Here is a 25,246-nt window from a genome sequence, read left to right on the forward strand (position 1 = left end):
CCCAGACCTGCCAAGCCGGGCGATGGCCAGCGTCCCGCTCAGTGCCAGAACACTCCACTGGCCAAGGGTGGGTACCGCAGTAGGGCTGGCTACCGGAGGCGAGACAAAGCTCAGCTTGACTTGACCGGCACCACCATCAAAGCCGATGCCCACCCGGCTGCCGCCGCCGCCACCGCCTGGCGCGCCGCCGGCCGCTTCTTCATTCCCGCCCTTGCCACCATCTGCCACGGCGATGCCGCCGACCAAGCCGACACCGGGCAGACCATTGGCCGCCGAGCCTGCAGAGCCGCCGCCGCCCCCGCCTTCCACCGTGGGTGTGGGCGCGCCAGCCGCGCCTGCGCCGCCTGAGAAACCGGTCAATCCAGAACCACTACAAGCTGCTCCGCCTACGCCACCGGTTGAGCCTGTAGCGCCATCGCCCCCTGCGACGGTGATGGAGCCGCCCGTCCAGCTCACCGTCGATGCGGTACCCGCTGTGCCATCGAGGCCGCCACCAGTGCCACCCGTTCCAGTGCTGATCGTCAGCTCTGTGCAGCGGCCAAACTGAAGCTGCCCTTGCAGTAGGCGCTACCGCCCCCGCCGCCGCCATCGATGCCGATATCGCCGCCTCCCGATCCACCCCCGCCGCCCCAGACTTCGATTACGACCGAGCTTGAACCAGCCGGTACGCTGCAATTGGCCGTATTGACGCCGCTGACGCAATCAGCCGACCAAGCGGGCGTTGCTACAAGCCCTCCCACCAGCAGACAAGTGGCGTAGGCCATATTTTTGGATAGCAAGCTCACACACTTTCTCAAAAAATAAATGCGGAAACGCCACTTATATTGCAAAGCAAAGAGAATAAAAGCATAAAATGCATATTTTTTGCATTGCTGCTGTAACCAGCATCTCAGTTTGGATAATTCCACTCAAATGGCTATCCTGAATTTAATCAAATGAAGCGCATCGGGGATAAAACGGTTTCCAGCGCGTAAGTGATTTTTTATGATGAATCTCCTGTGTCGTGGTAGATGCGGTTGATGTGGTATTTGATGCGGGTGAATAATTGCCAATAATGCAGCGATGGCTATAAAGTCAGCGGGGTGGCATTGCAGCGGGTGCAGCTGTATTTTTCTCAAGGATGGCGAGCGGATTGCACAAGCCCGCGTTCAGACCATGGCAAGGTGCATCGAATGCCTGGTTATGTGAGAGCTGGGCGCAGATGCGAGTCCATGGACGATTTCGTGAGATCACATAGCAGCGTTTTATGCAGTTAGCGCTCTTGGGTCCAACGCCAAACTGGGCATTTTCAACGGTGATTACCGCCTTCCAGTCAGCCGTCTTTTGTTGGGCATGGAGCGGCGAGAAATCCAAGTGAGACAAGCCGAAAAGAAATCTCCTCCGTCCAGACCATGGCGGGCTCGGACTGTTGGGCTGCCTGCGTCCGGCAGAGATTTTGGGGTTGCGCGGTTTAAGGTCATTAAAAGGAGTACCGTGGGGTGAGGCAATCCTTCCTGATGTACCCGCACGAGACCGGGGGGCCGCATGTTCCCATGCTCAGCCCGCCTGCCAGCATCGGCGCTTGCCTTTTTACAGGAGTAGGGATGGAGACGTTTTACGACATCTATCTGGGCCGACTGGGCGCCAGAAACACGCGGCGGGTGGCCAAGAATCAGACCACGGCACAGGTTGATATCTGGAAATCCAAAGGCTATCGCCTGCAGGCCGAGCGGCGTGTGGCAGAGCGCTTGCACGAAATCTATTTCATCTCAGCATGAAGACAGGGGCGATGAGATGCCCGCGAGGCGTACTCTCTACCCCCGCACTGAACAGGATCAACGGGTCATGAAACTCAACCTAAAGGCCAAGCCCTCCAAGATGACGGATATCCAGAAATCACGGCTGGAGACGGAGCGCATTTCCTACTCGGAAGATGCGCCTCCTGCCCGCCAGACCTGGAAGGAGCGGGCGGCCTATGACGGCGACGAGCTGTCCTACCGTGGCCAGGTCAAAAAGACCTTGATTACCCTCAAAAGCCATGGATGAATCGGCTGCGCTGCCGATGGGGCTGGTGGAGTGAACGGCCAACTATATGGACCCGGCGGTACCCACCAGTCTCTGCAAAACTCTTGCTCCGTAAGCTGGCAGCGGATGGGGATGGGGCCAAAGGCGTCGTTTGAGAGCGAGCCTGAATTATTGCCAGCGAAGACAGTGCGGCGGATCGGACGAATCTGGATTCAACCCCAAGCAGGCATCTATGTGGATCGTTCTCCGCCCCGCAGATCCTGCCAGCGAAAGCCCAGTACCGCCGCCACAATCAAGCCCATGCCCCACCATTGGAGCGTGCTGGGGTGGGCACCAAACCAAAGCAAGTCCACGGCCAGGGCCACTGCCGGGTAGATAAAGCTCAGCATCGCAATGGCGGCTGGGCCCAGGCGCTGAAAGGCGCCATACATCAGTCCGTACATCAGCGCGGTGTGCAGCAGGCCCAAGACCAGCACGCAGACAAGCGTCTTGACCGATGGCAGGTGGGCGCTGGGCCCCAGCATCTGCACCAGCTGCGGTGCAGACCACACCGCCAGCGCAGCGCCCCCCACCAGCATCTGCACCATCGCAATTTGCGCCGGTGCAATGCCCTGGACGCGCCGCGTGCTGACCACCGTCACGGTGTAGAGGGCGGCGGCCAGCAGCGCCAGCACAATGCCCCAGACCGGCGCGCTCGCCTGCGCGGCGATGGTGGCAGCGGCCTCGCTGCCCAGCCCACTGCTCAGCACCACGCCCGCCAGTGCCAGCAGCATCCACAGCAGCTTGCGCCCGCCCATGGCCTCGCCCCCTAAGGCGGCGGCCAGCACCAGCATAAAAGGCTGCACATGGTAGACCACCGTGGCAATGGCGATGCCCACATAGGCATAGGCGTGGAACAGCATCACCCAGTTGGCCACCAAAGCCAGGCCGCCGATCAGCATCGCCGTCCAGGCCCGCCGGTCCGGTCGCACCCAGGCCCGCTGCCACCATAGCCACAGGCCCAGGCCCAGTGCACCGAGCAAACAGCGCAGCAGCACCACGCGCTCCACCGGCAAACCGCTCTCGATGACGGCCAGGCCAATCGTCCCCGACAAGACCATCGCGGCGGCCATGCGCCAGGTGCCGCCGGTGCTGTGGCTGTTGGTGGGGTTCGCTGCCGCTTGGGGCATGGCTGCTGCGCTGGAGGCGTTCATGGCGGTATCTCGCTGGATTCAATGGCTCCGATGGTCATGCAAACGCAATCATTAAACAATATGGCTTTGATTCAATTTATTATTGTCTTCAAATCAACACTGAGATGCCATGACCCCCGATACCCTCCCGCTTGCCGATATGCAGGTCTTTGTCCAGGTTGTCGCCCAGCACAGCTTTGCGGGCGCGGCGCGGCAGTTGCACCTCACCACCGGCGCTGTCAGCCGCAGCGTCGGCCGGCTGGAATCGGCACTGGGCGTCAAGCTGCTGCACCGCACGACGCGGTCCCTGTCGCTGACCGAGGTGGGGGCGGCCGTGCATGCCGATTGCCTGCTGATGCTGCACAGCGCCGAGCAGGCGGTATCGCGTGCGACGGCCCACCGCCAGCAGCCGCAGGGCATCTTGCGCATCAACGCCCCCTTGGTGTTTGGCGATTGGTGGCTGGCACCGCTGCTGCCCGGCTTTTGCGCGCGCTTTCCCGAGGTGCAGGTGCAACTGAGCATGAGCGACACCATGGCCGACCTGACCGCCGAAGGGCTGGATCTGGCGATCCGCATCACTGCAGCCGATGCGCTACCGCCCGCCATGGTGGCCCGGCCGCTGCAGCGCGTGGGCTATGTCCTGGTGGCGCATCCCGCTTATCTGCAATCCCGGCAGGCGATCAACCAACCACAGGATCTGCTCGCCCACCCCTGCATGAGCCTGGGCTACGGCCCCTTCCAAAACCTGGTGGAGCTGGTGCCAGCCGATGCGCCCAATACTGTTGCCACCAAGCTGCGGCTGAACACCCCCATCACCATTGCCAGCAGCCAGGGCTTGCTCAATGCGCTGCAGCATGGCGCTGCCTCTGGCATCGCGCTGATGGCCGACTTTGTCGCGCGCAGCCATCTTGCCAACGGCAGCCTGGTGCAGGTGCTGCCCGGCTGGCAGCTGGCGGGCAGCTACGCCCCGCGCATGGCCTACGCCTTGCATGCCCCCGGGCCGCACATACCGCCCAAACTGCGTGCGATGCTGGACTATTTGCAGCGCAGGGCTGCGTCCGCCTACGTATCCGCATAAGCAAAGCACAGCGCATCGGCATGGGCATGGGCATGGGCATGGGCAGGCGAGGGCGATCGGGGCAAGGTCGCGCAGCGCATCAGCGATCAAGCGCGCCGTTTGCCTGCCCCGCCGGGCTGCGTTTTCGTGTCCGCAGCCGCAAACATCCGCTCGCAAAGATAGTCCACCAGCGCCCTGACCTTGGGCGATGCATGCCGGCCCGCAGGCCACAGAATGTGGAACACCCCCGTGCGCTCGGCCAGCCCGGGCATGACCTGCACCAGCCTGCCATCGGCCAGCGCGTCGCCGATGGCAAAGTCCGGAAGGCAGGCGATGCCGCGCCCCTGCAACGCAAAGCAGGCGCGGGTTTCGATATTGTTGCAGACCATGGACACCGGCAGGTTGACGGGCTCGCCATCGTCCGCGGCGGGAAGCGGCCAGGCCTCCAGCTTGCCGCTGTACGGCCAGCGGAAATGCATGCAGCGGTGAGAGGCCAGGTCTTGCACCTTCTGGGGGGTGCCGTGGGCGGCCAGGTAGCCTGGCGACGCCACCAGCAGCATCTTGAAATGGCCCAGCTTGCGGGCCACCAGGCGCGAATCGGCAGGCTCGCCCGTGCGCACCACGGCATCAAAGCCTTCTTCCACCACATCCACCAAGCGGTCAGAAAAATCCAGGTCCAGCTGGATATCGGGGTAGTCGCGCATGAAATCGGCCAACACCGGCAGCACCAAGGTGCTCACCAAGGGCAGGCTCACGCGCAGCCGCCCCCGGGGCGCCGATGAGGCCTGCGACAGCTCCGTTTGCGCCGCCTCGATCTCCGCCAGGATGCGCCTGCTGCGCTCGAGCAGCAGCAGGCCTTCGGCCGTTGGCGTAATGCTGCGCGTGCTGCGGTGGAAAAGGCGCACGCCCAGCTTGTCTTCCAGCCGCGCCACACTCTTGCCCACGGCCGAGGCAGAAATACCCAGCAGGCGGCCCGCTGCCGTAAAGCTGCGCGTCTCTGCCACCTGCACAAACACCGTAAATGCGTTGAGGCTATCCATGTGTTCTCACCTGCGTTTCTGGCCCGTATAGCCTGGGTTCATTGCGGACATAAATGTCATGAAAGTATGGAACTCTATCCTGGTTTTTCTGAGATCGCAGGCTGCCTAAGCTAATGGCTGTGTTCCAACCAAGGTAGCGATGCTATGGATTTTTCAGTTTCTGGCGCACCCGGCAGTGGTGTGCCGCAGGTAGTTGTTGGCTTGGCTGGGCCGTGGGCGCCGGTTGCCGAGGTGTTGCATAGGGCCCTGGCCGAGCAGCGCCTAGTGGGCGCCGTGGTGCTGGTCTACCAGCATGGTCAGGCGCTGTGCCGCATCGCAGCAGGCTGGGCAGACCGGGAGGCGCGCACCGCGATGGCCGAGAACACCGTGTTTCGCTGGGCCTCCGTCAGCAAGCCCGTCCTCAGTGCCGCCGTGATGCGGTTGGTAGCAGATGGGCGCCTGGGCTTGGACGAGCCCATCACCACCTGGCTGCCGGCCTTCCGTCCCCGCTTGCCCGATGGGCGCGAGACGTGCATCAGCCTGCGCCAGCTGCTGAGCCACACCGCTGGCCTGGGCTACCGCTTTTTTGAGGCAGACGACCAAGGGCCCTATGCCCAAGCTGGTGTGTCCGATGGCATGGATGCCAGCGGCATCGATCTGCAGGAGAACCTGCGCCGCATCGCCAGCGTGCCGCTGCTCTACGAGCCCGGCACCGGCTGGGGCTACTCCTTGGCGGTGGATGTGCTGGGCGCCCTGGTCGAAGCGGTGTGCAACACCCGCTTGCCGCTGGCAGTGGAAGCACTGGTCACGCAGCCCTTGGGCATGGCCGATGCCGGCTTTGTCTGCCGCGATGCCGCGCGCCTGGCAACGCCCTATGTCAACGGCGGCCCCGTGCCACACCGCTTGCAGGAAGGCGAGGTGGTTGCCCCCTTCGACGGTACGGTGGGCATCCGCTACAGCCCATCCCGCGCTTTGGATGCGGGCGCCTTTCCCTCCGGGGGGGGCGCCGGCATGGTTGGCACAGCGGATGATGTGCTGTGCCTACTGGAAGCATTGCGCACTGGCCAAGATGGCTGGCTGCCGGAGCACCTGATCGCCGAGATGGCACGCGACCAAACCCAGGGGCGAGATCTGGCGGCCGGCCCGGGATTGGGGTTTGGTTTGGGTTTCTCGGTGCTGCGCGATCCTGAGCTGGCGCAGTCGCCGGAATCGCTTGGCACCTGGCGCTGGGGTGGCGCTTACGGCCATGCTTGGTGGGTGGACCGGCCCCTAGGGCTGACGGTGGTGGGGCTGACGAATACCTTGTACGAGGGGATGTCGGGGCGGTTTGTGACGGAATTGCGGGATGCGGTGTATCGGGGCATCGCGCGGTGACTGCCAAGTACTTCGCTCGGGACGAGATGCGGAACCATTTGTCAGGGATGTACCAGCTTTGGGCCAAGGTCCATCAAAGAAATGTCAGACGCAGACAGCTACACCGGGACTGCGTTAAGAGATGCGTTGACGGTGAAGGTGGAATGGTTTGACCGAAGCCGGGCATGCTGCCAAAGTGCGCGACCTATACCCTGGACTTGTGCATCCGCCCTCACAAAAAGATGGTAGACATGTATCCGGTCGCGTAACGCCGCAACGCCACATAATCCGCAGTGTTCTCTGCAACCTAATGCTTGGATTGCGAGGAGCGGATCCACTCAGCGCTGGCGGAAGAAGTGAGTCCGGCCATAAAAGGCCGGGTCTCCCCAGAAGCCGGATCAGAGAGGAAGTGATGCGCCAAGCCGGTGACAAGGTGGCTGACCGAATCTGCATCTGATGCTGTTGCTTGACGAATGGCGAAATGCATGGATGCGTAGGGCTCTCAACGGACGCGGACTCTCGCAGGGACTGACGTTCAGTGGACCCATGTGCTGGCTGTCTGCCGCATATGCCGCTGATCCGGTCGGCACACATGCTCCTCGTCGCCACTCTGCCACAAAAACCATTGCATCAGGGTTGACCGTCGTGCGTTTCACTCACCCCTGCGAGTGCCACCCAGGCTCTCCGTCGCTTCGTCCATATCTCCCGCTGTGGGCTTTCCAGCGCCTCGCGTTGTTGAAGCACGCCGGTACGCAGAGAGTAGGCCTGCGGATTTTCCACGGTGCAGGCATACAGCGGGCTGCCACAGTTTTCACAGAATGCAAGATTGCGCTTGTTTCCGCTGGCCGTTGTCTTGACGAAGGTGCGCGGCATGCCCTTGGTCAGTCTGAAGCTGGCCGCAGGGGCGGAGATATTGGCTCTGAAGGCAGAGCCTGAGTGCGTTTGGCAATCGAGGCAATGGCAGATGGTCATGCTGCCTGGCTGCACTTCTGCCTCAAATTCAATGGCGCCGCATAGGCACCGGCCTTCTACTTTCATGCTGATCCTTTTTGGGGAAGCGCCGCCAGAGCGGCGTCGATAGGTCGGTTGGGGATGGGGATGACCCAGCTTTTGCAGCGCTGCTCATTACCTCAGGTCCCGTAGTTCAGAGGTCCACAATCACCAGGCTGCCCTGGCTGCCGGCTAAAACCGCATGAGGAATGCCTGCCTCGGCAATGTACATCTGACCGGCTTCCACGCACAGGGCCTGGCCTGCTACCTCCAGCATCATCTGGCCGCTCACGACCAGCAATCCCTCGTCGTAGTCATGCACTTCCTCGCCATAAGGCATCTGGTCCATCCGCACGAGTTTGATGTTGGTCGATCCCACGGTGCCAAGCACGGTGGAGTTCCACGCAGCAGGCAGACCATTGGCGATGGCATCGAGGTCAAATAAGGACATGCTTTTCTACTTCACAGTTTGGATCGCACTGCGGTGCGCACCTCAGCACAATTGCAAGCGCGACGGGCGATCCACAGGCATGAACTGTAGCTGAATGCCTGCATCGTGCCGTACTAGCTATCATGTCGTTAGCAGCCTATATGGGGCTGACAGCAGCCGCCGATGCAGGCTGCGCTGTCTCCTGCCTTCCCCCTCACAGCCTGGGCACCAGGCTCGATACGGTTCATATCGCCGTCGCGAAAAACAGCCTTTGCAGCATCCACAGGTTCAGCGACACCACGACGGCGGCGCAACTCCACAACAGGATGGCCATAGGCCTGCCAAAAGTCAGCGCTCCCAGTGCGTGACGGCGGGTGGTGAACATTAACAGCGGCACAATGGCAAAGGGCAGCTGCATGCTGAGGACCACCTGGCTGAACACCAGCAACGCCGTGGCGCCTTCGCTGCCATACCAGGCAGTGGCGATGACGGCGGGCACGATGGCGATAAGCCGGGTCAGCAGCGCCCGCATCGAGGGCGACAGGCGAATCTGCAAAAAGCCTTCCATCACGATCTGGCCCGCCAGGGTGCCCGTCACTGAAGAGCTCAGGCCCGAGGCGAGCAGGGCGGTGCCAAACACTGCGCTGGCAATGCCGACGCCCAAGACAGGCGACAGCAAATGGTAGGCGTCTGACAGCTCGGTCACGGGTGGTGTGCCCGGGCGATTAAATGCGCCTGCCGCCACGACCAGGATGGCGGCGTTGACAAACAGCGCCAAACCCAATGCGACGGTCGAGTCGATGGTGGCAAAGCGGATCGCCTGGCGTGTGCCTTCCAGAGTCTTGCTGTGTTCACGCGTCTGCACGATGGCCGAGTGCAGGTACAGGTTGTGCGGCATCACAGTTGCGCCGACGATGCCGACGGCCAGGTAGAGCATCTCCGGATTGGTGACGATCTCGGAGCGCGGAATGAACCCGGACAGCACCGTGGCCAGCGGTGGATGCAGCCACACCAGCTGGGCACCGAAGCAAATGCCGATCAAGGCCACCAGCCCGATGACGACCGATTCCAGCGCGCGAAACCCCCGGCTTTGCAGCGCAAGAATCAGCATCACATCGACCACGGTGATGCACACGCCCGCGATCAGTGGCAGGCCAAACAACAGGTTCAGGCCGATGGCCATGCCCAACACCTCTGCCAGGTTGCAGGCCACGATGGCGATCTCGCAAAAGAACCACAGCATCAGGTTGATGCGTGGCGCAAATTGTTCGCGGCAGGCCTGCGCCAGGTCGCGGCCGCTGGCCAGGCCCAGGCGCACAGCAGCCGCCTGGAACAGCATCGCCATCAAATTGGAGGCAAAGATGACCGCGAGCAAGGAGTAGCCGAACTGCGAACCGCCCGCAATCGAGGTGGCCCAGTTGCCAGGGTCCATATACCCGACCGCCACCAAATAACCGGGCCCGGCAAATGCCAGCATGCGCCGTGCATTGGCCGAACGGCCAGTGCCGCGCGGCACCGCAATGCTGCGGTGAACCTGCGGCAGGCTGGGATCGCCTAGCTTCCCATTGTCTGGGTCAATGGCGCCACAGCGCTCTGGCCTTGGCTCGGGCGCTGGATTGCGCAAGGGGTTTTGTGTGGTGAAGGTGGGCGGCGGCATGGACGCTCTTATCTGGCCGTTGGTGCCTGGTGCGGCGTGGTGGAGGGGGGTGTTGCCGCCGTGTCCCCATTGCTGAGAGCTGCCAGCAGATCACCGGTGACGATGGCGGCACCGGCCAAGACGATCAAGCTCCCCACACAACGGCGCGCCAACATGCCGGGTTTGAGCCGCCGCGTCTTGCTGGGGGCGCCTGCTTCAAAGGATTGAGGAAAAAAGGACTTCATCGCAACTCCTTCGCAGAGATACCACGGTCTCGGGCCCGCCTGGTAGAAATCCTGCCCCAGAGCGGGGCAGGATGTTGCTACGAGTTAAGCAAAGGCTGAGCTCATCACTAACGCACCATTCACACCGGCTGGGAAGAAGCCGCCCTTGGTGGCAGAGTCCTTGGTCAGGTAGACGATGTTCAGCACATCACCTGGCGAGCGGCTGTAGGCAATGCCGTCAGCATCCAGGGGCACGATATTGGAGGTGCTGTCATCCCCCGTAATGCCCTGGTCCACATCGGAGGAGCCATCGAGGCTATCGCGCGCATCGGAGATGGCGCCGGCTGCCGAGCGCAGCGCGGGGGTGGCGAGGCCCTTGGCATAGAGCACCGTGCGCACCAGACCTGCATGGTAGGCCTCGGCAGACAGAATGCCGGCAGCAGCTTCCAGGTAGGTCTTGTTGGTGATCAGCGGCGATGCGCCCTTGTAGGCCGTTACGCCCACGTCCTCGAAGATAAAGGCGCCCAGCAAAAAGTTCTCGTCACTGGCATAGGGATCGAAAGCCACGCCCGCACCCACCAGACCGGCAGCGCGCGCTGCCACCGAGAAGGCCCCATTCGGGTCCGTGCCGCCAATGTCGATCTGCGGCTGCGCCACTGCGGCCGAGCCCAGGGCCTTGCGCAAAAAGGCCACGTGGGCCACCTCGTCCTGGGCGATCTCCTTGGCGTACTGCGCTACCAGCGGATCCTTGAACGCCACCGCCCGCCCGCCGGTGATGCCCCCCTGCGTGCCGGTGCCCGACTGCATATTGGCGGGCAGCCCCGTGCCAAACACTGCGTAGTGGTAGAACTGCGATTCCAGATATTCCAGGTTCAGCGCAAAGTTCAGGATCTCCACATCGGTCGGGCCGTTGTTCTGGGCATTGGCATCACTGCCGCCACCCCCGCAAGCCGTCAAAATGGCCCCACCCGCCATACCTGCTGCCACGCCTCCCGTCTTTCTGAAGAATTGACGCCGGTCTTCCAATTTCCTGGCCCGCTGTTGCAATACACCTATCAACACTGATTCGTCAGACATGTGATTTCCTTTCGAGTTGCGCTTAACGCGCCTACCTACACAGGAATGCGCCGTCGTTAGACAGCACACGGTGCAGCAAGAAGCAGCTCAGCACAAAAGCCTGGTCAGTGGAGACTGATGACGTCGGCTCTTGCTACTTGCGCTGTACGCAGCAGTAGGCGAGGTGGATTCACAAATTTTGGGTCTTTACAATTCGGCGCTTCTTTCTAATTCGCCGAGACGAATTGAGGATCACCATTTGCGCACTGCTGGGTTCAGATGGATGAGGCACAAACATCGGCTGCGCTTGCCGGTGCTGGTACTGACGAATGCTTGCCTGAACGACAATAGCGCACTGTTGCAGCTCTGGACGGGCTACACCGCGAGCCGATCGTTGACCGCTGTTAGGAATTTCCTAACTCCTTTTTGGCCCCGGGTCTGCCTCAATGCTTGTCGAGATCAACCGTCTGGACCAGAAAGTCAAGAAAAGCGCGCACGCGCAGCGGCAGATAGCCGCCTTGTCCGACATAGACGGCGTGTACCTCTTCGATATCGCCCGGATTGCAGTGTTCGAGAACCGGCAGCAGGCGTCCAGCGGCCAAGTCCTCGCGTACCTGGAAGGCGGCCAGGCGCGCCAAACCCAGCCCCGCCAGCGCCAACTGGCGCAAGGCTTCGCCGTCACTGGCCTGCGCATTGCCATTGATGGGAAGGACGGCATCTTCACCGGCATGCCGCAGCGGCCAGCCGGGTTGCGCCCGTGCATAGTTTGCTCCCAGGCGGTTGTGGTGCTCCAGTTCCTGCGGCGTGGTTGGCATGTCATGGCGGGCCAGATAGCTGGGCGCTCCCACAATCAGCATGCGTGTGCCGCCCAACTTCCGCGCCACCAGGTTGGAATCCTTCATCGGCCCGGCACGCACGGCTATATCGGTACGCTGCTCCAGGATGTCGATCACCTCATCAGTCAATACGATATCCAGCGTCACGTCGGGATGGGACGCCAGAAATGCAGGCGCAAGCGGCAGCAGAAAATGGTGGCCGAAGGGTACGTTGGCATTGACGCGCAGCCGACCGCGCGGCGCAGTGTGCGTACTGGCGCAGTGCTCTGCTTCTTCCAGATCGGCCAGGATACGTACCCCGCGCTCGTAGAAGACGCAGCCTTCGGGCGTGAGTTGGAGCTGCCTGGTAGACCGGTTCACCAGTCTAGTGCCCAGACGCTGTTCCAGGCGAGCTACCAACTTGCTGACCGCAGACGGCGTCATGCCAACGGCGCGCGCAGCGGCGGAGAAGCCCCCTGATTCAATCACGCGCACGAACACCTCCAGTTCGCCGGACCGATTGACTTCCAGACGCGCCATGCGGTCCTCCTTGTTGAGATCAATTCACAAATGATGTTCTTGCGGCCAGTCTATTCCAATCTGATCTTTGAATTCATCATCTGTTCTTCCAAGGACTTTGAATTCACTGATATGAAAAGACTGACTGTGCCGCTTGCAAGCGCTGGAGCCGCTGCGATGCTGGCGTTGACCCTCACGCTAGGCGCCGTGCCTATCACGCCTGCGCGGGCCGCGGATGCTGCTACCGGCAACGGCTGGGTGGCCACCTGGCAGGCCAGCCCCCAGCCCGTGTGGGGCACGGATTTTCTGTTTCCGACCCACCTTCCGGCCGCGTTGCATGCGCAAACCGTGCGCCAGGTGGCACGCATCAGCCTGGGGGGCGAGCGCTTGCGCATCGTGCTGTCCAACGCCTACGGCAAGCAGCCGCTCTTTGTGGGCAAGGCGACGGTGGCCCGTTTTCGGGAAGCCAGCGCAGCTGGCGCGGTCACCGATGGCAGCCTGCGGGCCGTCAGTTTTGGCGGCCAGGAGGGCGTGACGATCCCGCCAGGGGCATCTTGGGTCAGTGATCCGGTGGCACTCCCGGTGCCCGCGCTGTCTCAGGTGGCGGTGAGCCTGTACCTGCCCCAGGCCACGCCGATCAGCACGTTCCACTGGGATGGCCGCCAGACGGGCTGGATCGTGTCTGGCGATCAAACTCAGGCGACCAGCCTACAGATCGCCGATCCCGACAGGCAAAGCACCACGGCCCGACCGTTGCTGACGGGGATCGCGGTGGAGACCGGGCCCGCCGCGCGCGCTGTGGCAGTGATTGGTGATTCCATCACCGATGGCGCAGCAGCCACCTTGAACAAGGACAGCCGCTGGCCGGACTTTCTGGCTGCCCGGCTGGCGCCGCATGGCGTGGCTGTGGTCAATGCGGGTATCTCAGGGGCCAGGTTGTTGTCCGATGGCATGGGCGCCAATGCGCTGGCGCGGCTCGAGCGTGATGTACTGGCGCAACTGGGGGTGCGAAGCGTCATTGTGCTGCTGGGTATCAACGACATAGCCTGGCCCGGTACCGCATTTGCAAAGCATGCAGAGCCGCCCACCCTGGCTTCCCTGACGGCGGGCTACCGCCAATTGATTGCGCAAGCGCACAGCCGGGGCATTCGCGTTCTAGGCGCCACACTGACGCCATTCGAGGGCGCATTGCCCGGCACGCCGCTCGCCGATTACTACCAACCCGGCAAGGACGCGCTGCGCGCACAGGTGAACGACTGGATCCGCCACAGCGGAGCCTTTGATGCCGTCATCGATTTTGATGCGGCGCTGCGCGATCCAGCGAAGCCGGCACGCATCGCCTCGCGATTCGACTCGGGAGACCATTTGCACCCCGGCGATGCAGGCCATAGAGCCATGGCGGAGGCCGTTGCGCTCGATGCCCTCCTACCGGGCCTGGAGTCAAAGGCCGCTGGTGCGTTGCCACAGGCGCGCTAGCCATCGCTATGCGTTGTCGTCCGTTGCTCAGGCCCCGCTGCTGCGCCTGGCGATGGCCATGCCGACCCAGGCCTGCATGCGGTGGGGACAGTCAGAGCAACAGCCGCACCAATAAACCGGCAAAGCCCGCAGCCACAATCACATACACCACATTGACCCGGTAGCGAAGCAAGGCAATGGCCGCTGCCAGCCCTATGGCAATGGATGCCCCATCCAGGTTTCCTGCGAAGCCCTGGGGCCACATCACATGGTAGGCAAAGAAGACAGCCAGATTCACGATGACACCGACAACGGCTGCGGTGATGCCTACCAATGGCGCGGTGAACTTCAGGTTGCCGTGGGTGGACTCGATGAACGGGCCGCCCAGCAATATGAAAAGGAACGAGGGCAGAAATGTGAAGAACGTGACCACCACGGCCGACACCATGCCCGCCAGCAGCAGCGAATCCGCACCGAAGATGGCCTTGGTCCAACCCCCGACGAAAGCCACGAAGGACACCACCATGATGAGCGGGCCAGGGGTGGTCTCACCCAAGGCCAACCCGTCCATCATTTGGGGCGCGGTCAACCAGTGGAAGTTATCCACGGCTCCTTGGTAGACGTAAGGCAGCACCGCATAGGCGCCTCCAAAGGTCATCAGCGCTGCCTTGGTGAAGAACCAGCCCATTTGCACCAACACGGAATCCCGCCCAAACAGCGCCGCAAACAGGGCCATGGCGCCAGCCCACAGTGCCAGGCACACCAGCGCCACGGACCAGAATCTCCGCCAGGAAAATCGGGCATGCGGCGGCGTGGGGGTGTTGTCGTCTATCAGTGCATGTCCTCCATGCCGAACTGCGGCGCCTGGGCTATGGCTGGCGCCACCAAAGGCCTCCGGCTGGACCTTGCCGCCAAGGTAGCCGACGGCAGCTGCCACCACCACAATGAGCGGAAACGGAACATTCAGCGCGAAGATGGCCATGAACGCAGCGGCCGCAATGCCCCAATGCCAGCGGTTCTTGAGTGAACGGGACCCCACGCGGTAGGCGGCCTGGGCCACCAGCGCCGTCACTGCCGGCTTTATGCCATAGAAGAAACCTGCAATGACGGGCATGTCACCATGGGCCATATACAGCCACGCCAGCGCAATGATGAGAAAGAGTGACGGCAGAACAAAAAGAATGCCGGCCAGGACACCACCCCAGGTCCGGTGCAGCAACCAACCCAGATAGGTGGCCAGCTGCTGCGCTTCCGGTCCGGGCAGCAGCATGCAATAGTTGAGGGCGTGCAGAAAGCGCTTTTCGGAGATCCACCGGAGGCGGTCAACCAACTCCTCATGCATGAGGGCGATTTGACCGGCAGGGCCACCAAAGCTGATGAACCCCAGCTTCAGCCAGAAGCGTAAAGCTTCAGACAGCGACAGAGACGTAGGTGCAACGGGGTCCGTTGATCTGGGCAAACCGGTGTCCATAAAAACTCCATAGAGAATACCCAGCACTTGGACGGGACACCGTCTAACCTTGCGGGCCGGGAGGCTGCTATCCCGGTTGGCAAATTCTAGCCTACCTGTCGCCTGCTCCCGTTTCGAACCCCCGCAACGCACTCTCCAGATTCAAGCCCAGGTCCTCACTCAGATACCCGCCTTCCTGCACGATCACCGTCGGAAGCCCCAGCTGCGCGATTTTTTCAGTGATGCGGGCGAAGCCGGGGGTGTCGATCGCCAGGGCCTGGTAGGGGTCGTGTTCGTGGGCGTCCAGGCCCAGGGCCAGCACCAGGGCGCCGGGGGCGTAGTGGCGGATGGTGGTGAGGGCGGTTTCCAGTGCGCGCAGGTACTGGTCGGTGGTGGTGCCCTTGGGCTGGGGCAGGTTCAGGTTGTAGCCCAGGCCTTCGCCTTCGCCGCGCTCATGCGCATGGCCGGTAAAGAACGGGGTGCAGAAATGCGGATCGGCATGGATCGATACGGTCAGCACATCGTTGCGGCGCCAGAAGATGCCCTGGGTGCCGTTGCCGTGGTGCACGTCGATGTCGAGCACGGCGACGCGGGCATGTTTGCTGCGCAGGTGCTGGGCGGCGATGGCGGCGTTGTTCAGGTAGCAAAAGCCGTTGGCGCGGTCCACATAGGCGTGGTGGCCGGGTGGGCGGCACAGCGCGTAGGCGGCCTGTTCGCCCTGCAGCACCAGCTCGGCGGCATGCGTCGCGCAGTGGGCGGAGTTGATCGCCGCGTGCCAGGTGTGCTCGCCAATGCTGCAGGCGCAGTCACCCATGTGGTAGCCGGCCTGGCCGACCAGATGGTCGGGGTAGGTAAAGGGCTGGCCGGGGAAGGGGAAGACATTGGGCAGCACTTCGAGCGAGGCATCGGGCAGCGCCTGCCAGCGTTGCCAGGCGGTTTGCAGAAAGTGCAGGTACTCGGGGGTGTGGACGGCGGCGCGCGGGCTGGGTCCAAAGTCTTCGGCCAGCATGGGCTGGTGGCCGGCCTTTTGGGCGGAGCGCAGCAGGATCTCGGCGCGTTCGGGTTGCTCGTTGCTGCGCTTGAGTTGGCCGCGCACCATGAATTGCTGCGGGTCGTGGCTGCGGTGCTCGTGGCTGTAGATGAATTTCATGGTCTTGGCGGTTTTCGTCGGGAGGAAGAAACGGGGGAGGCGGTGGCGCCGGGCTTGGCCTTGGCTGGGGTGGCCGGTGTTGGCGCAGCGCCGGCACCAGCGTCCGGCGCCTGGTCGCCGTGCAGCACCTGGGCATGGGCCTTGTCCTGGGCGTCCACCAGGTGCACGCGCAGCGCTTTTTCTGCGGCATCGGCATCGCGGCGCAAGATGGCATCGACCACCGGGAAATGCGACTGCGCAATAAACACCGGGTCGCGGTACTGGCGCTCGATAAAGCCCTGGCAGATGCGGATCTCGGCCTGCATGTTGGCAAAGATGCGCTGCAGGTACTCGTTGCCCGACAGCCGCGAGATGGCGGTGTGCATGCCCAGGTCCATCGTGACGCGCTCGATATTGCTCAGGGTCGGTGCGCGCTCGAGCATGTCATCGGCATAGGCCTTGAGCGCTGCGAGCTGCGCATCGGTCGCCACCTCGCAGGCCAGGCGCGCGGCCATCACTTCGAGGCCTAGGCGCACCTGGAACAGGTCCTGGATCTCCTTGGGGCTGAAGGTGCGCACGGTAAAGCCCTTGCGCGGCGTCGAGACGATGACGCCCTGGCTTTCCAGCCGGCGCGCTGCTTCGCGCAGCGGGGCGCGGCTCACGCCCATCTGGCGCGAAAGCTCGGCCTCCACGATGCGCGAGCCCGGTGGCAGCCGGCCTTCAAAAATGGCCTGCAGCAGCTGGCGCTCGACCAGCTCCACCAGATCGGGCACCCGGATCGACGAAAAGCCGGGGTTGTCTGTCTCCTCGTCCTGCAGGGCGATGGTTTTAGTAAGGGTCTCAGATGTCATGTCGGGATGCCTGGTGAGCGGGGTACTTTTGCCGCCGGGGCCATGCAAGGTACACACCGGCAGCGCTGATCATCAGCATGCCATAAAGGGCCAGGCTGTCTGGCGGCCGTTGGAACCAGAACGTGCTGATCAACACCGCCAGCAACAGTTGTACATAATTCATCGGCGCCAGGGTCGAGGCCGAGGCGCGCTGGAAGGCCTGGAGCAGCAGCAGCTGCGCGCCACCGCTGACAAAGCCACCGGCCAGCAGCAAGGCCAGCTGCGGCGCATCGGGCCATTCGGTGATCGGGTGGAAGAGGGCGGGCAGGTTGGTGATGACCAGGCAAAACAGCGCCATATAGGCAAACTGCACGGCCGTGGGCACCAGGCCCGAGAGCTTGCGGGTGAGCACCTGGAACAGTGCATAGCAGACGGCCGAGATGGCCATCAGCACCGTGCCGGCCAGCGGCAGCGCATTGCCCGGACGCACGATCAGCAGCATGCCGGCAAAGCCCAGCAGCACCGCCACCCATTGCACGCGGCCGACGCGCTCGCCCAGCAGCCAGGGCGAGAGCGCCACCATGATGAGGGGCGCTGTGAAGTAGATGGCGGTGGCCTCGGCCAGCGGCATCGTGGCCAGCGCCGTCATAAAGCAGGTGGCCACAATGGCCAGCATCAGGCTGCGCAGCAGCAGCAATTTGCCGCTGCGCAGGCGCCCCCAGCGCAGCGCCGACCAGTCGCCATGCCGGTGCATGACCCACAAGGCCAGCACGCCGATGGCCGTGTAGCGCGAGAGGTTCATCACGGTGGCCGGATAGCGGGCCAGCATGTGCTTGGCAAAGGCGTCGTAGCAGGCAAAGCACAGCAGCGCTGCCAAAAACAGGCCCAGCCCCTGGCGCAGCCGGCGCGTGGCATCGGCCTCGCGCAGTGCTACTGCCGGGTTGCTGGACTGCACGGCCTGCTCAGCCATGGAGGCCCTCCAAGAAAGCCTGCAGGCCCGGGCCAATCGCTTCGACCAGGTAGCCGCCTTCTTGCACCACCACCAAGGGCAGGCCAAGCGCACGCAGCTTTTGGCCGACGGCGCGGTAGGCCTCAAAGTCGACCTTGAGCACACTGATCGGGTCGTCCTTGAAGGTGTCAAAGCCCAGGGCCAGCACGACGGCCTGCGGGGCAAAGGCACGCACAGCCTCCAGGCCGGTGTCCACCGCAGCCAAAAACTCCGCGTTGCCGCTGCCATGGGCGAGGGGCAGGTTCAGGTTGTAGCCCTCGCCCGCGCCGGCGCCGCGCTCATCGGCATAGCCGGTGTAGAACGGAAAGTAGCTGCTGGTCTCCGCATGGGTAGAGACCGTCAGCACGTCGTCCCGGGCGTAGAAGATGCTCTGCGTGCCATCGCCATGGTGGGCATCGACATCGAGCACAGCCACCCGCCCAAAATGCGCGGCCAGGCGCGCAGCAGCGCAGGCGTTGTTGTTGACATAGCAAAAGCCGCTGGCCCGGTCCCAGTGCGCATGGTGGCCCGAGGGACGGCACAGCGCATAGGCCATGCGCTCGCCGGCAATCACCGCATCGGCCGCAGCCACGGCACTGTGGGCCGAACGCAGGATGGACTGCCAGCTGTCCGGCCCGAGCGGGCAGGACAGATCGCCCAGGTAGTAGCCGGTTTGCGGTATCAGCGCCGGCGATGGGCAGGGCGGGCGGCGCTGGCCGGCGGGCACGCCGGCGTAGGGTGAGAGGTTGGCCATCACCTCGGGGCCGGCATTGGCGCCGCTCGCCAGCATCGCTTGCCAGCGCGGCCAGGCGCTTTGCAGGTAGTCCAGGTAGTGCGGGGCGTGCACGGCCTCGAGTGGCGCGCGGCCCAGGTCGGGCGGGGTGCTGACGGCCAGGCCCGCCTGCTGCAAGGCATCGGCCAGGGTTTCGGCGCGGCTGGGCAGATCGGGCGCTGGCACCAGCTTGCCCAGGCGCATGAACTGGCTGGGGTGGTGCAGCGCCTGATCGGGGCTGTAGAAGGCTTGCATGGCGGCGCTCATGGCAGGGTGGCCTGCAGCTTGTCCAGCGCGCGGTCCAGGCGGGCAAACATCTCGGCCATCTCGGCCTCGGTAATGATCAGCGGCGGGCACAGTGCCACGGCGTCGCCCATGGCGCGCACGATCAGGCCTGCTTCCTGTGCGTACTGGGCCAGGCGGTAGCCCAGCTTCAGCGCCGGGTCAAAGGGCTGGCGCGTGGCCTCGTCGGCGACCAGCTCGATGGCGCCAATCATGCCCACGCCCCGGACCTCGCCCACATAGGCACGGTCCAGGTAACCGCGCAAGCGGCCTTGGAAGAGGGGGCTCAGCTGGTTGACATGGGCCAGGATCTGCTCGTCCTCGTAGACCTTGAGCGTCTCCAGCGCCACGGCGGCCGCCACCGGGTGGCCGGAATAGGTATATCCGTGCCCAAAGGTGCCGATCTTGCCGCTGTTGGCGGCCATGGCCTCGTAGATCTTGGGCGCGACCATCACCGCCGAGATCGGTACATAGCCTGAGGACAGTGCCTTGGCGCAGGTGAGGATGTCGGGCTGGATGCCGAAGGTGTGCGAGCCAAACATCTGGCCGGTGCGGCCAAAGCCGCAGATCACCTCATCGGCCACCATCAGCACTTCGTACTTGCGCAGCACGGCCTGGATTTTTTCAAAATAGGTCTCGGGCGGCACGATGACGCCGCCAGCGCCCATCACCGGCTCGGCAATGAAGGCGGCCACGGTGTCCGGGCCCTCCTGCAGAATGCGCTGCTCCAGCGCATCGGCCAGGCGGGTGGCAAAGTCGGCCTCGCTCTCGCCGGGGTTGGCATAGCGGTAGTGGTGCGGGCATTCCACATGGCCGATGCGCGCAATCGGCAGGTCAAAATCCTGGTGGTTGGCGGGCAGGCCGGTCAGGCTGGCGGCCGCCACCGTCACGCCGTGGTAGCCGCGCTGGCGCGACAGGATCTTTTTCTTGGCGGGTTTGCCAATGGCGTTGTGGTAGTACCAGATGATCTTGATGGCCGTGTCATTGGCTTCCGAGCCCGAGTTGGCAAAGAAGACCTTGGCCATCGGTGCCGGGGCCAGCTGGATCAGCCGGTCCGCCAGCTGGGCAATCGCTGGGTTGGAGCGGTGGTTGAAGGTGTGGTAGTAGGGCAAGGTCTTGAGCGCATCGATGCCGGCCTGCACCAGGCGCGGGTGGCTGAAGCCCAGCGAGCTGCACCACAGCGCGGACATGCCCTCGATGTACTTGCGGCCTTGTTCGTCGATCACATGGATGCCATCGCCCCGCGTGATCATCAGCGGGCCCACGTCCTCATGGGCGGCCAGGTTGGTGTAGGGGTGCAGGTGGGCGCCAATGTCCTGGGCGTCCAGCGCGCTGCGTTTGGGGGTGTTGTCTGCTGCGTTCATGTCCAAATCTCCTGGGGGCTGGTGGTGCTTGCTGTTGCTAGGTATGGCGGGGTGTCAGTAGCCGCGCCCCAGGTCCACGGCCACCTCGGCGGCCTGGCCTGCGCGGATGCGGCTGAAGTTGTGGGCGGTCTGCTGGGCGATCACGCGTGGATCGGTGCGGGTGGCGATATGTGGGGTCACCAGAATGCGCTCGTCCTGCCAGAACGGGTGGTCGGCTGGCAGCGGCTCGGCGCTGAAGGTGTCCAGCGTGGCCGCGCCAATCTGGCCCTCGGCCAGCGCGGTCAGCAAATCGGCCTCGACCAGGTGCGCCCCTCGGCCCACATTGATCAGGTGCGCGCCGCGCGGCAGCTGGCGCATTAAGGCCAGATCGAGAAAGCCCTGGGTTTCGCCCGTCAGCGGCAGCAGGCAGACGAGGGTGTCGCAGCCGCTCAAAAACTCTGCCTTCTGCCCCTGGCCGTGGAAGGTCTGCAAACCCTCCAGACCGGCGGGCAGATCCTGCTTGGCCGATCGGCTCCAGCCGCGCACCTGGTAGCCCATGGCCAGCAGCGCGCGGGCACAGCCCTGGCCCAGGGTGCCCAAGCCTGCAATCCCAACGCGGTGGCGGCTGGGCGCAACGATGGGCTCCTCGCGCCACTGGCGCTGCGCCGCATGGGCCACATAGCGGTCCATATGGCGCTGGCGGTGGATGACGGCCCAGCTGACAAAGGCCGTCATGCCATAACCCATGGTGCTGTCCACAATGCGGCACACGGGGGTGCTGGTGGGCAGGGCCTGGGTGTCGATATGGTCAATGCCGGCGGCAATCGATTGCACCAGCTGCAGGCCAGCGGCCTGGGTCAGCTGCGCGAGTTGGGCGGCGGGCGGGTGCCAGCACACTGCCACCTCGATATCGCCGTGCTGGCCGGCATCGAGCAGCGCCTGCAGCTCGGCGCCCAGCAGCAGCCGGCTGCCGGGGAACTGGGCCTGGTAGGCGGGCAGCAAAAAGTCCATCGCAATGCTCTTGCTCAAAAAGGCAATGCTGCGGGGCATGTCACTGGCGTGGCTGGCAGTGCGGCCCGGCACAGCGGCCTGGGCATCGGTGGTGGGCATGGTGGTCATGCTCATGCGCGGCTCCGCGTTTGTGCGTTGCCCGCGTCCACCTCGTCGCGGCGGTGCTCCAGCGAGGGAATGGCGTCGATCAAGGTCTGGGTATAGGGGTGCTGGGGGTTGCCCAGCACCTGGGCGGTCGGGCCGTATTCCACAATGCGGCCCCGCTGCATGACGGCCAGGTGGTCGCACATCTGGCCGGCCACGCGCAGGTCATGGGTGATGAAGACCATGCTGAGCTGAAAGCGCTCGCGCACCTCGGCAAACAGCTTGAGCACCTGAGCTTGCACGGACACATCGAGCGCGGAGACCGGCTCGTCCGCCACCAGCAACGAAGGCTCCATCGCCAGCGCGCGGGCAATGCCAATGCGTTGGCGCTGGCCGCCAGAGAACTCATGCGGGTAGCGCTCGGCTGCCTCGGGGCCCAGGCCGACCAGCTCCAGCAGCTCCATCGTGCGGCGCAGGGCCTCGGCCTTGGGGACACCCTGGGCAATGGGGCCGCTGGCAATGGCCGCGCCAATCTTGTGGCGCGGGTTGAGCGATGCATAGGGGTCCTGGAAGACCATCTGGATCTTGCCCTTGGCCTGGCGGCGCAGCGCGGCGCCCGAGCTCAGGCGCTGGCCGTTGAAGAGGATCTCGCCGCTGTCAAACGGTGCCAGGCCCACGATGCAGCGGCCCAGCGACGACTTGCCCGAGCCCGACTCTCCGACCACGCCCAGGGTCTGGGCGCGGCCCAGCTCAAAGCTGATGCGCTCGGCGGCCACCACCTCGCGCGCGGTCCGCAAAAAGCCGCCGCCAGTGCGGTAGACCTTGCACAGGTCCTTGACCTGCAGCACCGGCTGCGCCGTGCTGGCCTGGGTCTCGCGCACATTGCCATGCGGAATGGCGGCCAGCAGCTTCTTGGTATAGGCGTGCTGGGGGTTGCGCAGCACCTGGCCGGCTGGGCCGGCTTCGACCACCACACCGGTCTGCATCACCACCACATGGTCGGCAATCTCGGCCACCACGCCAAAGTCATGGGTGATAAAGAGCATGGCCATGCCACGCTTTTTTTGCAGCGCACGCATCAGCTGCAGGATCTGGGCCTGCGTGGTCACATCCAGCGCGGTGGTGGGCTCGTCGGCGATCAACAGGCTGGGCTCGAGCAGCATCGCGATGGCGATCATCACGCGCTGGCGCTGGCCGCCCGAGAGACGAAACGGATAGGCGTCGATCAGGCGCTCGGGCTCGGGCAGGCCCACATCGGTGAGGGCCGCGATGATGCGGCGGCGCTTGTCGGCAGCGGGCAGCTGCAGGTGGGCATCCAGCGCCTCGGCCATCTGGTCGCCAATGCGCATCACCGGGTTCAGCGCCGTCATCGGCTCCTGGAAGACCATGGCCATGCGGCTGCCACGCAGCTCGCGCAGCTGGTCTTCGCTCAGGCTCAGCAGGTCTTTGCCGTCAAACAGGATCTCGCCAGCGACGGGCTCCACCTTGGGGCGGGGCAGCAGGCCCATGATGGCATTGGCGATCATGGACTTGCCCGAGCCCGATTCACCGACCACGCACAGGGTCTGGCCGGGCAGGATCTGCAGGTTGGCCTGGGTGACGGCCAAGGCGCGGTCGGCGCCCAGCGGCAGGCGGATGTCCAGGCCGCGCACGGTCAGCACCGGCTCTGGGGTGGCAGGCTGGTCAGGCATTTGTGCAAGCATATGCAGGGCTTCGTGTGAGTAGGCGTTCATCGTGTCTTCCCGTCCTGGCGCGCATTGAGTCCGTCGTTCAGCCCCTCGCCCACCAGGTTGAAGGCCAGCACGGTGAGCAGGATGGCGACGCCGGGGAACACCGCCATCCACCAGGCCTGGCGCAGCACGGTGCGGGCCGAGCCGATCATGTAGCCCCAGCTCATCAGGTTGGGGTCGCCCAGGCCCATAAAGCTCAGGCTCGATTCCAGCAGGATGGCGGTGGCCACCATCAGGGACGCCATCACCACGATGGACGAGGCGGCATTGGGCAGGATCTGCGCCAGGATGATGCGCGGCGTGCTTTGGCCAGCCAGCTGGGCGGCGGCGACAAAATCACGCTGGCGCAGGGTCAGGAATTCGCCGCGCACCAGGCGCGCCACCGGCGGCCAGGAGACGAGCGCAATGGCCACAATGATGGAGTTGACCGAGGGCTCAAAAATCGCCACCAGTACCAGGGCCAGTGCAAAGCTGGGTACAGACTGGAACATTTCGGTAAAGCGCATCAGGCTGGCATCGACCCAGCCGCCAAAGTAGCCCGATACCGCGCCAATGCCCACGCCAATCAGCAGCGACACCAGGGTCGAGATCACGGCGATCAGCAGCGAAATGCGCGCGCCCAGCACCAGGCCCGAGAGAATGTCGCGGCCCATGGTGTCGGTGCCCATCGCAAAGCCTGCGCGCTCCATCGGCGGCAAAAAGGGTTGCTCGACCATGTCCCAGGGGTTGTGCGCGGCCAGCAGCGGGCCAAAGCAGACCAAGAGCGCCACGACCAGCAAGATGGCCAGGCCCAAAAGGGCGCCCCGGTTGCGGCAAAAGCGGCTCCAGAAGGTCGAGCGGTGCTTGTTCTTGGCGGGAGGCGTAGCGGCCACCAGGGCCGGCTCGGAAATAGCAGTCATCGCAAGGCTCCGTTTCAGCCCAGCTCGATCCGGGGATCGACCAGGGTGTAGACAAAATCAGTGATCAGGTTGAACAGCACCGCCACGGCGGCTGCAACCAGGAAGCAGCCCAGCAGCAGGTTGTAGTCGCGCTGCAGCAGGGCATCGAACATCAGGCGGCCAATGCCGGGCCAGGCAAACACCGTCTCGGTCAGCACCGCGCCGCCAATGAGGCCGCCGGCCTGGATGCCCGCCAAGGTAACGATGGGCAGCAAGGCATTGCGCAGAATGTGCTGGCGCTGGATGCGGCCCATGCGCACGCCCTTGGCGCGGGCGGTTTTGACAAAGTCCATCTGCGCGACTTCGAGCATCGAGGCCCGGGTCATGCGGGCATAGACCGCCATATAAAAGAGCGCCAGCGTGAGGGACGGCAGCACCAGATGCTGGGCAATGTCCCAGGCGCGGGCAAAGCCGGTGGCGTCGCTCCCGACGGTGAAGTAGCCAAAACCGGGCAGCCAGGTCAGCTGCACCGAGAACACCAGCACCGCCATCATGGCCAGCCAATACAGCGGCGTGGCATAGAACACCAGCGCCACAAAGGTGATGGCGCTGTCCACCCATTTGCCGACATGGCGGCTGGCCGTGGCGCCCAAGGCCACGCCAAAGATCAGCGACATCACAAACGCGCTGCCGGTGAGCAGCAAGGTAGCGGGCAGGCGCTCGGCAATCAGATCCAGCACCGGGCGCTGCTGCCGGTAGGAAAAGCCCAGGTCCAGCTGCGTGATGTGGCCCAGGTAGTTGGCCAGCTGGGTGGTGACGGGCTTGTCCAGACCGAACTGCTCGTGCAGCTGGGCGACAAACTGCGGGTCCGAGGCACCGGCTTCACCGGCAATGACGGCAACCGGGTCGCCGGGCGCTGCCCGGATCAGCATGAAGTTGACGGTGGCTATGCACATGAGCACCAGCAGACCCTGGAGCACCCGGACGGACATGTAGCGGAGGCGGTTCATAGCGGGGAG

General features: G+C 64.1%; 26 protein-coding genes. 6 read left to right on the forward strand and 20 right to left on the reverse strand.

The genetic code is table 11. From position 1 onward, the window contains the following. Nucleotides 1-120: 120 nt before the first annotated feature. Nucleotides 121-348 carry a hypothetical protein gene (locus N4T19_RS02315; protein WP_116926964.1) on the forward strand — a complete coding sequence of 76 codons (228 nt, stop codon included), beginning with the start codon at nucleotides 121-123 and terminating at the stop codon, nucleotides 346-348. Between the two features lie 173 nt (nucleotides 349-521). Here N4T19_RS02315 and N4T19_RS02320 read toward each other — a convergent pair whose 3' ends face one another. Beyond that, nucleotides 522-908, reverse strand: coding sequence for a hypothetical protein (locus N4T19_RS02320; protein WP_260719342.1), 387 nt, complete (start codon nucleotides 906-908; stop codon nucleotides 522-524). Nucleotides 909-1,583: 675 nt separating this feature from the next. On the opposite strand from N4T19_RS02320, the gene N4T19_RS02325 reads away from it, so the two are divergent. Both N4T19_RS02325 and N4T19_RS02330 read left to right on the forward strand, forming a co-directional pair. Further along, the gene (locus tag N4T19_RS02325) at nucleotides 1,584-1,757 is read left to right on the forward strand and encodes a hypothetical protein (RefSeq protein WP_165841217.1); all 174 of its coding nucleotides are present in this window, start codon (nucleotides 1,584-1,586) and stop codon (nucleotides 1,755-1,757) included. Between the two features lie 67 nt (nucleotides 1,758-1,824). After that, nucleotides 1,825-2,025, forward strand: a complete 201-nt coding sequence (locus N4T19_RS02330) for a hypothetical protein (protein WP_133248190.1) — start codon at nucleotides 1,825-1,827, stop codon at nucleotides 2,023-2,025. Between the two features lie 209 nt (nucleotides 2,026-2,234). Here N4T19_RS02330 and N4T19_RS02335 read toward each other — a convergent pair whose 3' ends face one another. Continuing rightward, on the reverse strand, nucleotides 2,235-3,197 hold the full coding sequence (locus N4T19_RS02335; RefSeq protein WP_260719343.1) for a DMT family transporter: 963 nt from the start codon (nucleotides 3,195-3,197) through the stop codon (nucleotides 2,235-2,237). A 109-nt stretch (nucleotides 3,198-3,306) separates the two neighbouring features. Between N4T19_RS02335 and N4T19_RS02340 the strand changes: the two genes are divergently transcribed. Next, the gene (locus N4T19_RS02340; RefSeq protein ID WP_260719344.1) at nucleotides 3,307-4,254 is read left to right on the forward strand and encodes a LysR family transcriptional regulator; all 948 of its coding nucleotides are present in this window, start codon (nucleotides 3,307-3,309) and stop codon (nucleotides 4,252-4,254) included. Between the two features lie 86 nt (nucleotides 4,255-4,340). On the opposite strand, the gene N4T19_RS02345 is transcribed toward N4T19_RS02340, so the two are convergent. Further along, a complete protein-coding gene (locus N4T19_RS02345; RefSeq protein WP_116926961.1) occupies nucleotides 4,341-5,273 on the reverse strand; it encodes a LysR family transcriptional regulator in 933 nt (310 codons plus the stop codon). A gap of 144 nt (nucleotides 5,274-5,417) precedes the next feature. On the opposite strand from N4T19_RS02345, the gene N4T19_RS02350 reads away from it, so the two are divergent. After that, nucleotides 5,418-6,626, forward strand: coding sequence for a serine hydrolase domain-containing protein (locus N4T19_RS02350; protein ID WP_260719345.1), 1,209 nt, complete (start codon nucleotides 5,418-5,420; stop codon nucleotides 6,624-6,626). Nucleotides 6,627-6,724: 98 nt separating this feature from the next. Here the strand turns inward: N4T19_RS02350 and N4T19_RS23300 are convergent, their stop codons facing one another. From N4T19_RS23300 to N4T19_RS02380, 7 genes are all read right to left on the reverse strand, one after another. Beyond that, complete coding sequence (locus tag N4T19_RS23300) at nucleotides 6,725-6,943, reverse strand: GNAT family N-acetyltransferase (protein ID WP_409935148.1); 219 nt, start codon at nucleotides 6,941-6,943, stop codon at nucleotides 6,725-6,727. 292 nt (nucleotides 6,944-7,235) lie between these two features. Continuing rightward, the gene (locus N4T19_RS02355) at nucleotides 7,236-7,643 is read right to left on the reverse strand and encodes a GFA family protein (RefSeq protein ID WP_260719346.1); all 408 of its coding nucleotides are present in this window, start codon (nucleotides 7,641-7,643) and stop codon (nucleotides 7,236-7,238) included. Nucleotides 7,644-7,749: 106 nt separating this feature from the next. Then, the gene (locus tag N4T19_RS02360; RefSeq protein ID WP_260719347.1) at nucleotides 7,750-8,046 is read right to left on the reverse strand and encodes a cupin domain-containing protein; all 297 of its coding nucleotides are present in this window, start codon (nucleotides 8,044-8,046) and stop codon (nucleotides 7,750-7,752) included. Nucleotides 8,047-8,269: 223 nt separating this feature from the next. Then, the gene (locus tag N4T19_RS02365) at nucleotides 8,270-9,682 is read right to left on the reverse strand and encodes an Nramp family divalent metal transporter (protein ID WP_260719348.1); all 1,413 of its coding nucleotides are present in this window, start codon (nucleotides 9,680-9,682) and stop codon (nucleotides 8,270-8,272) included. Nucleotides 9,683-9,690: 8 nt separating this feature from the next. After that, nucleotides 9,691-9,906, reverse strand: coding sequence for a hypothetical protein (locus tag N4T19_RS02370; RefSeq protein WP_260719349.1), 216 nt, complete (start codon nucleotides 9,904-9,906; stop codon nucleotides 9,691-9,693). Between the two features lie 84 nt (nucleotides 9,907-9,990). Further along, nucleotides 9,991-10,962, reverse strand: coding sequence for a ferritin-like domain-containing protein (locus N4T19_RS02375; protein ID WP_116926954.1), 972 nt, complete (start codon nucleotides 10,960-10,962; stop codon nucleotides 9,991-9,993). 422 nt (nucleotides 10,963-11,384) lie between these two features. Beyond that, a complete protein-coding gene (locus N4T19_RS02380; protein ID WP_260719350.1) occupies nucleotides 11,385-12,296 on the reverse strand; it encodes a LysR substrate-binding domain-containing protein in 912 nt (303 codons plus the stop codon). Between the two features lie 111 nt (nucleotides 12,297-12,407). Here N4T19_RS02380 and N4T19_RS02385 point away from each other — a divergent pair, with 111 nt between their 5' ends. Then, nucleotides 12,408-13,751, forward strand: coding sequence for an SGNH/GDSL hydrolase family protein (locus N4T19_RS02385; protein WP_260719351.1), 1,344 nt, complete (start codon nucleotides 12,408-12,410; stop codon nucleotides 13,749-13,751). A gap of 91 nt (nucleotides 13,752-13,842) precedes the next feature. On the opposite strand, the gene chrA is transcribed toward N4T19_RS02385, so the two are convergent. The 10 genes from chrA to N4T19_RS02435 form a co-directional block, all read right to left on the reverse strand. Further along, a complete protein-coding gene (gene chrA, locus N4T19_RS02390; protein WP_260719352.1) occupies nucleotides 13,843-15,201 on the reverse strand; it encodes a chromate efflux transporter in 1,359 nt (452 codons plus the stop codon). Between the two features lie 91 nt (nucleotides 15,202-15,292). After that, the gene (locus N4T19_RS02395) at nucleotides 15,293-16,330 is read right to left on the reverse strand and encodes a histone deacetylase family protein (protein WP_260719353.1); all 1,038 of its coding nucleotides are present in this window, start codon (nucleotides 16,328-16,330) and stop codon (nucleotides 15,293-15,295) included. After that, nucleotides 16,327-17,160 (reverse strand): GntR family transcriptional regulator, encoded by an 834-nt coding sequence (locus N4T19_RS02400; protein WP_116926949.1) that lies wholly within the window; start codon nucleotides 17,158-17,160, stop codon nucleotides 16,327-16,329. Before N4T19_RS02400 ends, N4T19_RS02395 begins: the two co-directional genes overlap by 4 nt. After that, entirely contained in the window at nucleotides 17,150-18,109 is a 960-nt protein-coding gene (locus tag N4T19_RS02405; protein ID WP_116926948.1) for a DMT family transporter, read from the reverse strand. The genes N4T19_RS02400 and N4T19_RS02405 overlap by 11 nt, the downstream gene beginning before the upstream one ends. Then, nucleotides 18,102-19,154 (reverse strand): histone deacetylase family protein, encoded by a 1,053-nt coding sequence (locus N4T19_RS02410; RefSeq protein WP_260720261.1) that lies wholly within the window; start codon nucleotides 19,152-19,154, stop codon nucleotides 18,102-18,104. The genes N4T19_RS02405 and N4T19_RS02410 overlap by 8 nt, the downstream gene beginning before the upstream one ends. Before the next feature lie 8 nt (nucleotides 19,155-19,162). Continuing rightward, the gene (locus N4T19_RS02415) at nucleotides 19,163-20,545 is read right to left on the reverse strand and encodes an aspartate aminotransferase family protein (protein WP_260719354.1); all 1,383 of its coding nucleotides are present in this window, start codon (nucleotides 20,543-20,545) and stop codon (nucleotides 19,163-19,165) included. Nucleotides 20,546-20,599: 54 nt separating this feature from the next. After that, on the reverse strand, nucleotides 20,600-21,649 hold the full coding sequence (locus N4T19_RS02420) for a 2-hydroxyacid dehydrogenase (protein ID WP_313900081.1): 1,050 nt from the start codon (nucleotides 21,647-21,649) through the stop codon (nucleotides 20,600-20,602). After that, nucleotides 21,646-23,310 (reverse strand): ABC transporter ATP-binding protein, encoded by a 1,665-nt coding sequence (locus tag N4T19_RS02425; RefSeq protein WP_409935191.1) that lies wholly within the window; start codon nucleotides 23,308-23,310, stop codon nucleotides 21,646-21,648. Before N4T19_RS02425 ends, N4T19_RS02420 begins: the two co-directional genes overlap by 4 nt. 38 nt (nucleotides 23,311-23,348) lie before the next feature. Beyond that, nucleotides 23,349-24,248, reverse strand: a complete 900-nt coding sequence (locus N4T19_RS02430) for an ABC transporter permease (RefSeq protein WP_116926946.1) — start codon at nucleotides 24,246-24,248, stop codon at nucleotides 23,349-23,351. 14 nt (nucleotides 24,249-24,262) lie between these two features. Further along, complete coding sequence (locus N4T19_RS02435; protein WP_260719355.1) at nucleotides 24,263-25,237, reverse strand: ABC transporter permease; 975 nt, start codon at nucleotides 25,235-25,237, stop codon at nucleotides 24,263-24,265. Nucleotides 25,238-25,246 lie beyond the last annotated feature (9 nt).

It is taken from the genome of Comamonas squillarum (assembly GCF_025309455.1).
Classification (GTDB): domain Bacteria; phylum Pseudomonadota; class Gammaproteobacteria; order Burkholderiales; family Burkholderiaceae_C; genus Comamonas; species Comamonas squillarum.

Bases quoted from the DNA above. Each gene is read 5' to 3' on its own strand.
- N4T19_RS02380 (WP_260719350.1), bottom strand. From the start codon at position 12,296: ATGGCGCGTCTGGAAGTCAATCGGTCCGGCGAACTGGAGGTGTTCGTG.
- N4T19_RS02330 (WP_133248190.1), top strand. From the start codon at position 1,825: ATGAAACTCAACCTAAAGGCCAAGCCCTCCAAGATGACGGATATCCAG.
- N4T19_RS02365 (WP_260719348.1), bottom strand. From the start codon at position 9,682: ATGCCGCCGCCCACCTTCACCACACAAAACCCCTTGCGCAATCCAGCG.
- N4T19_RS02425 (WP_409935191.1), bottom strand. From the start codon at position 23,310: ATGCCTGACCAGCCTGCCACCCCAGAGCCGGTGCTGACCGTGCGCGGC.
- N4T19_RS02360 (WP_260719347.1), bottom strand. From the start codon at position 8,046: ATGTCCTTATTTGACCTCGATGCCATCGCCAATGGTCTGCCTGCTGCG.
- N4T19_RS02325 (WP_165841217.1), top strand. From the start codon at position 1,584: ATGGAGACGTTTTACGACATCTATCTGGGCCGACTGGGCGCCAGAAAC.
- N4T19_RS02395 (WP_260719353.1), bottom strand. From the start codon at position 16,330: ATGAAATTCATCTACAGCCACGAGCACCGCAGCCACGACCCGCAGCAA.
- chrA (WP_260719352.1), bottom strand. From the start codon at position 15,201: ATGGACACCGGTTTGCCCAGATCAACGGACCCCGTTGCACCTACGTCT.
- N4T19_RS02415 (WP_260719354.1), bottom strand. From the start codon at position 20,545: ATGAACGCAGCAGACAACACCCCCAAACGCAGCGCGCTGGACGCCCAG.
- N4T19_RS02375 (WP_116926954.1), bottom strand. From the start codon at position 10,962: ATGTCTGACGAATCAGTGTTGATAGGTGTATTGCAACAGCGGGCCAGG.
- N4T19_RS02430 (WP_116926946.1), bottom strand. From the start codon at position 24,248: ATGACTGCTATTTCCGAGCCGGCCCTGGTGGCCGCTACGCCTCCCGCC.
- N4T19_RS02400 (WP_116926949.1), bottom strand. From the start codon at position 17,160: ATGACATCTGAGACCCTTACTAAAACCATCGCCCTGCAGGACGAGGAG.
- N4T19_RS02340 (WP_260719344.1), top strand. From the start codon at position 3,307: ATGACCCCCGATACCCTCCCGCTTGCCGATATGCAGGTCTTTGTCCAG.
- N4T19_RS02405 (WP_116926948.1), bottom strand. From the start codon at position 18,109: ATGGCTGAGCAGGCCGTGCAGTCCAGCAACCCGGCAGTAGCACTGCGC.
- N4T19_RS02350 (WP_260719345.1), top strand. From the start codon at position 5,418: ATGGATTTTTCAGTTTCTGGCGCACCCGGCAGTGGTGTGCCGCAGGTA.
- N4T19_RS02385 (WP_260719351.1), top strand. From the start codon at position 12,408: ATGAAAAGACTGACTGTGCCGCTTGCAAGCGCTGGAGCCGCTGCGATG.
- N4T19_RS02335 (WP_260719343.1), bottom strand. From the start codon at position 3,197: ATGAACGCCTCCAGCGCAGCAGCCATGCCCCAAGCGGCAGCGAACCCC.
- N4T19_RS02435 (WP_260719355.1), bottom strand. From the start codon at position 25,237: ATGAACCGCCTCCGCTACATGTCCGTCCGGGTGCTCCAGGGTCTGCTG.
- N4T19_RS02370 (WP_260719349.1), bottom strand. From the start codon at position 9,906: ATGAAGTCCTTTTTTCCTCAATCCTTTGAAGCAGGCGCCCCCAGCAAG.
- N4T19_RS02355 (WP_260719346.1), bottom strand. From the start codon at position 7,643: ATGAAAGTAGAAGGCCGGTGCCTATGCGGCGCCATTGAATTTGAGGCA.
- N4T19_RS02345 (WP_116926961.1), bottom strand. From the start codon at position 5,273: ATGGATAGCCTCAACGCATTTACGGTGTTTGTGCAGGTGGCAGAGACG.
- N4T19_RS02420 (WP_313900081.1), bottom strand. From the start codon at position 21,649: ATGAGCATGACCACCATGCCCACCACCGATGCCCAGGCCGCTGTGCCG.
- N4T19_RS02410 (WP_260720261.1), bottom strand. From the start codon at position 19,154: ATGCAAGCCTTCTACAGCCCCGATCAGGCGCTGCACCACCCCAGCCAG.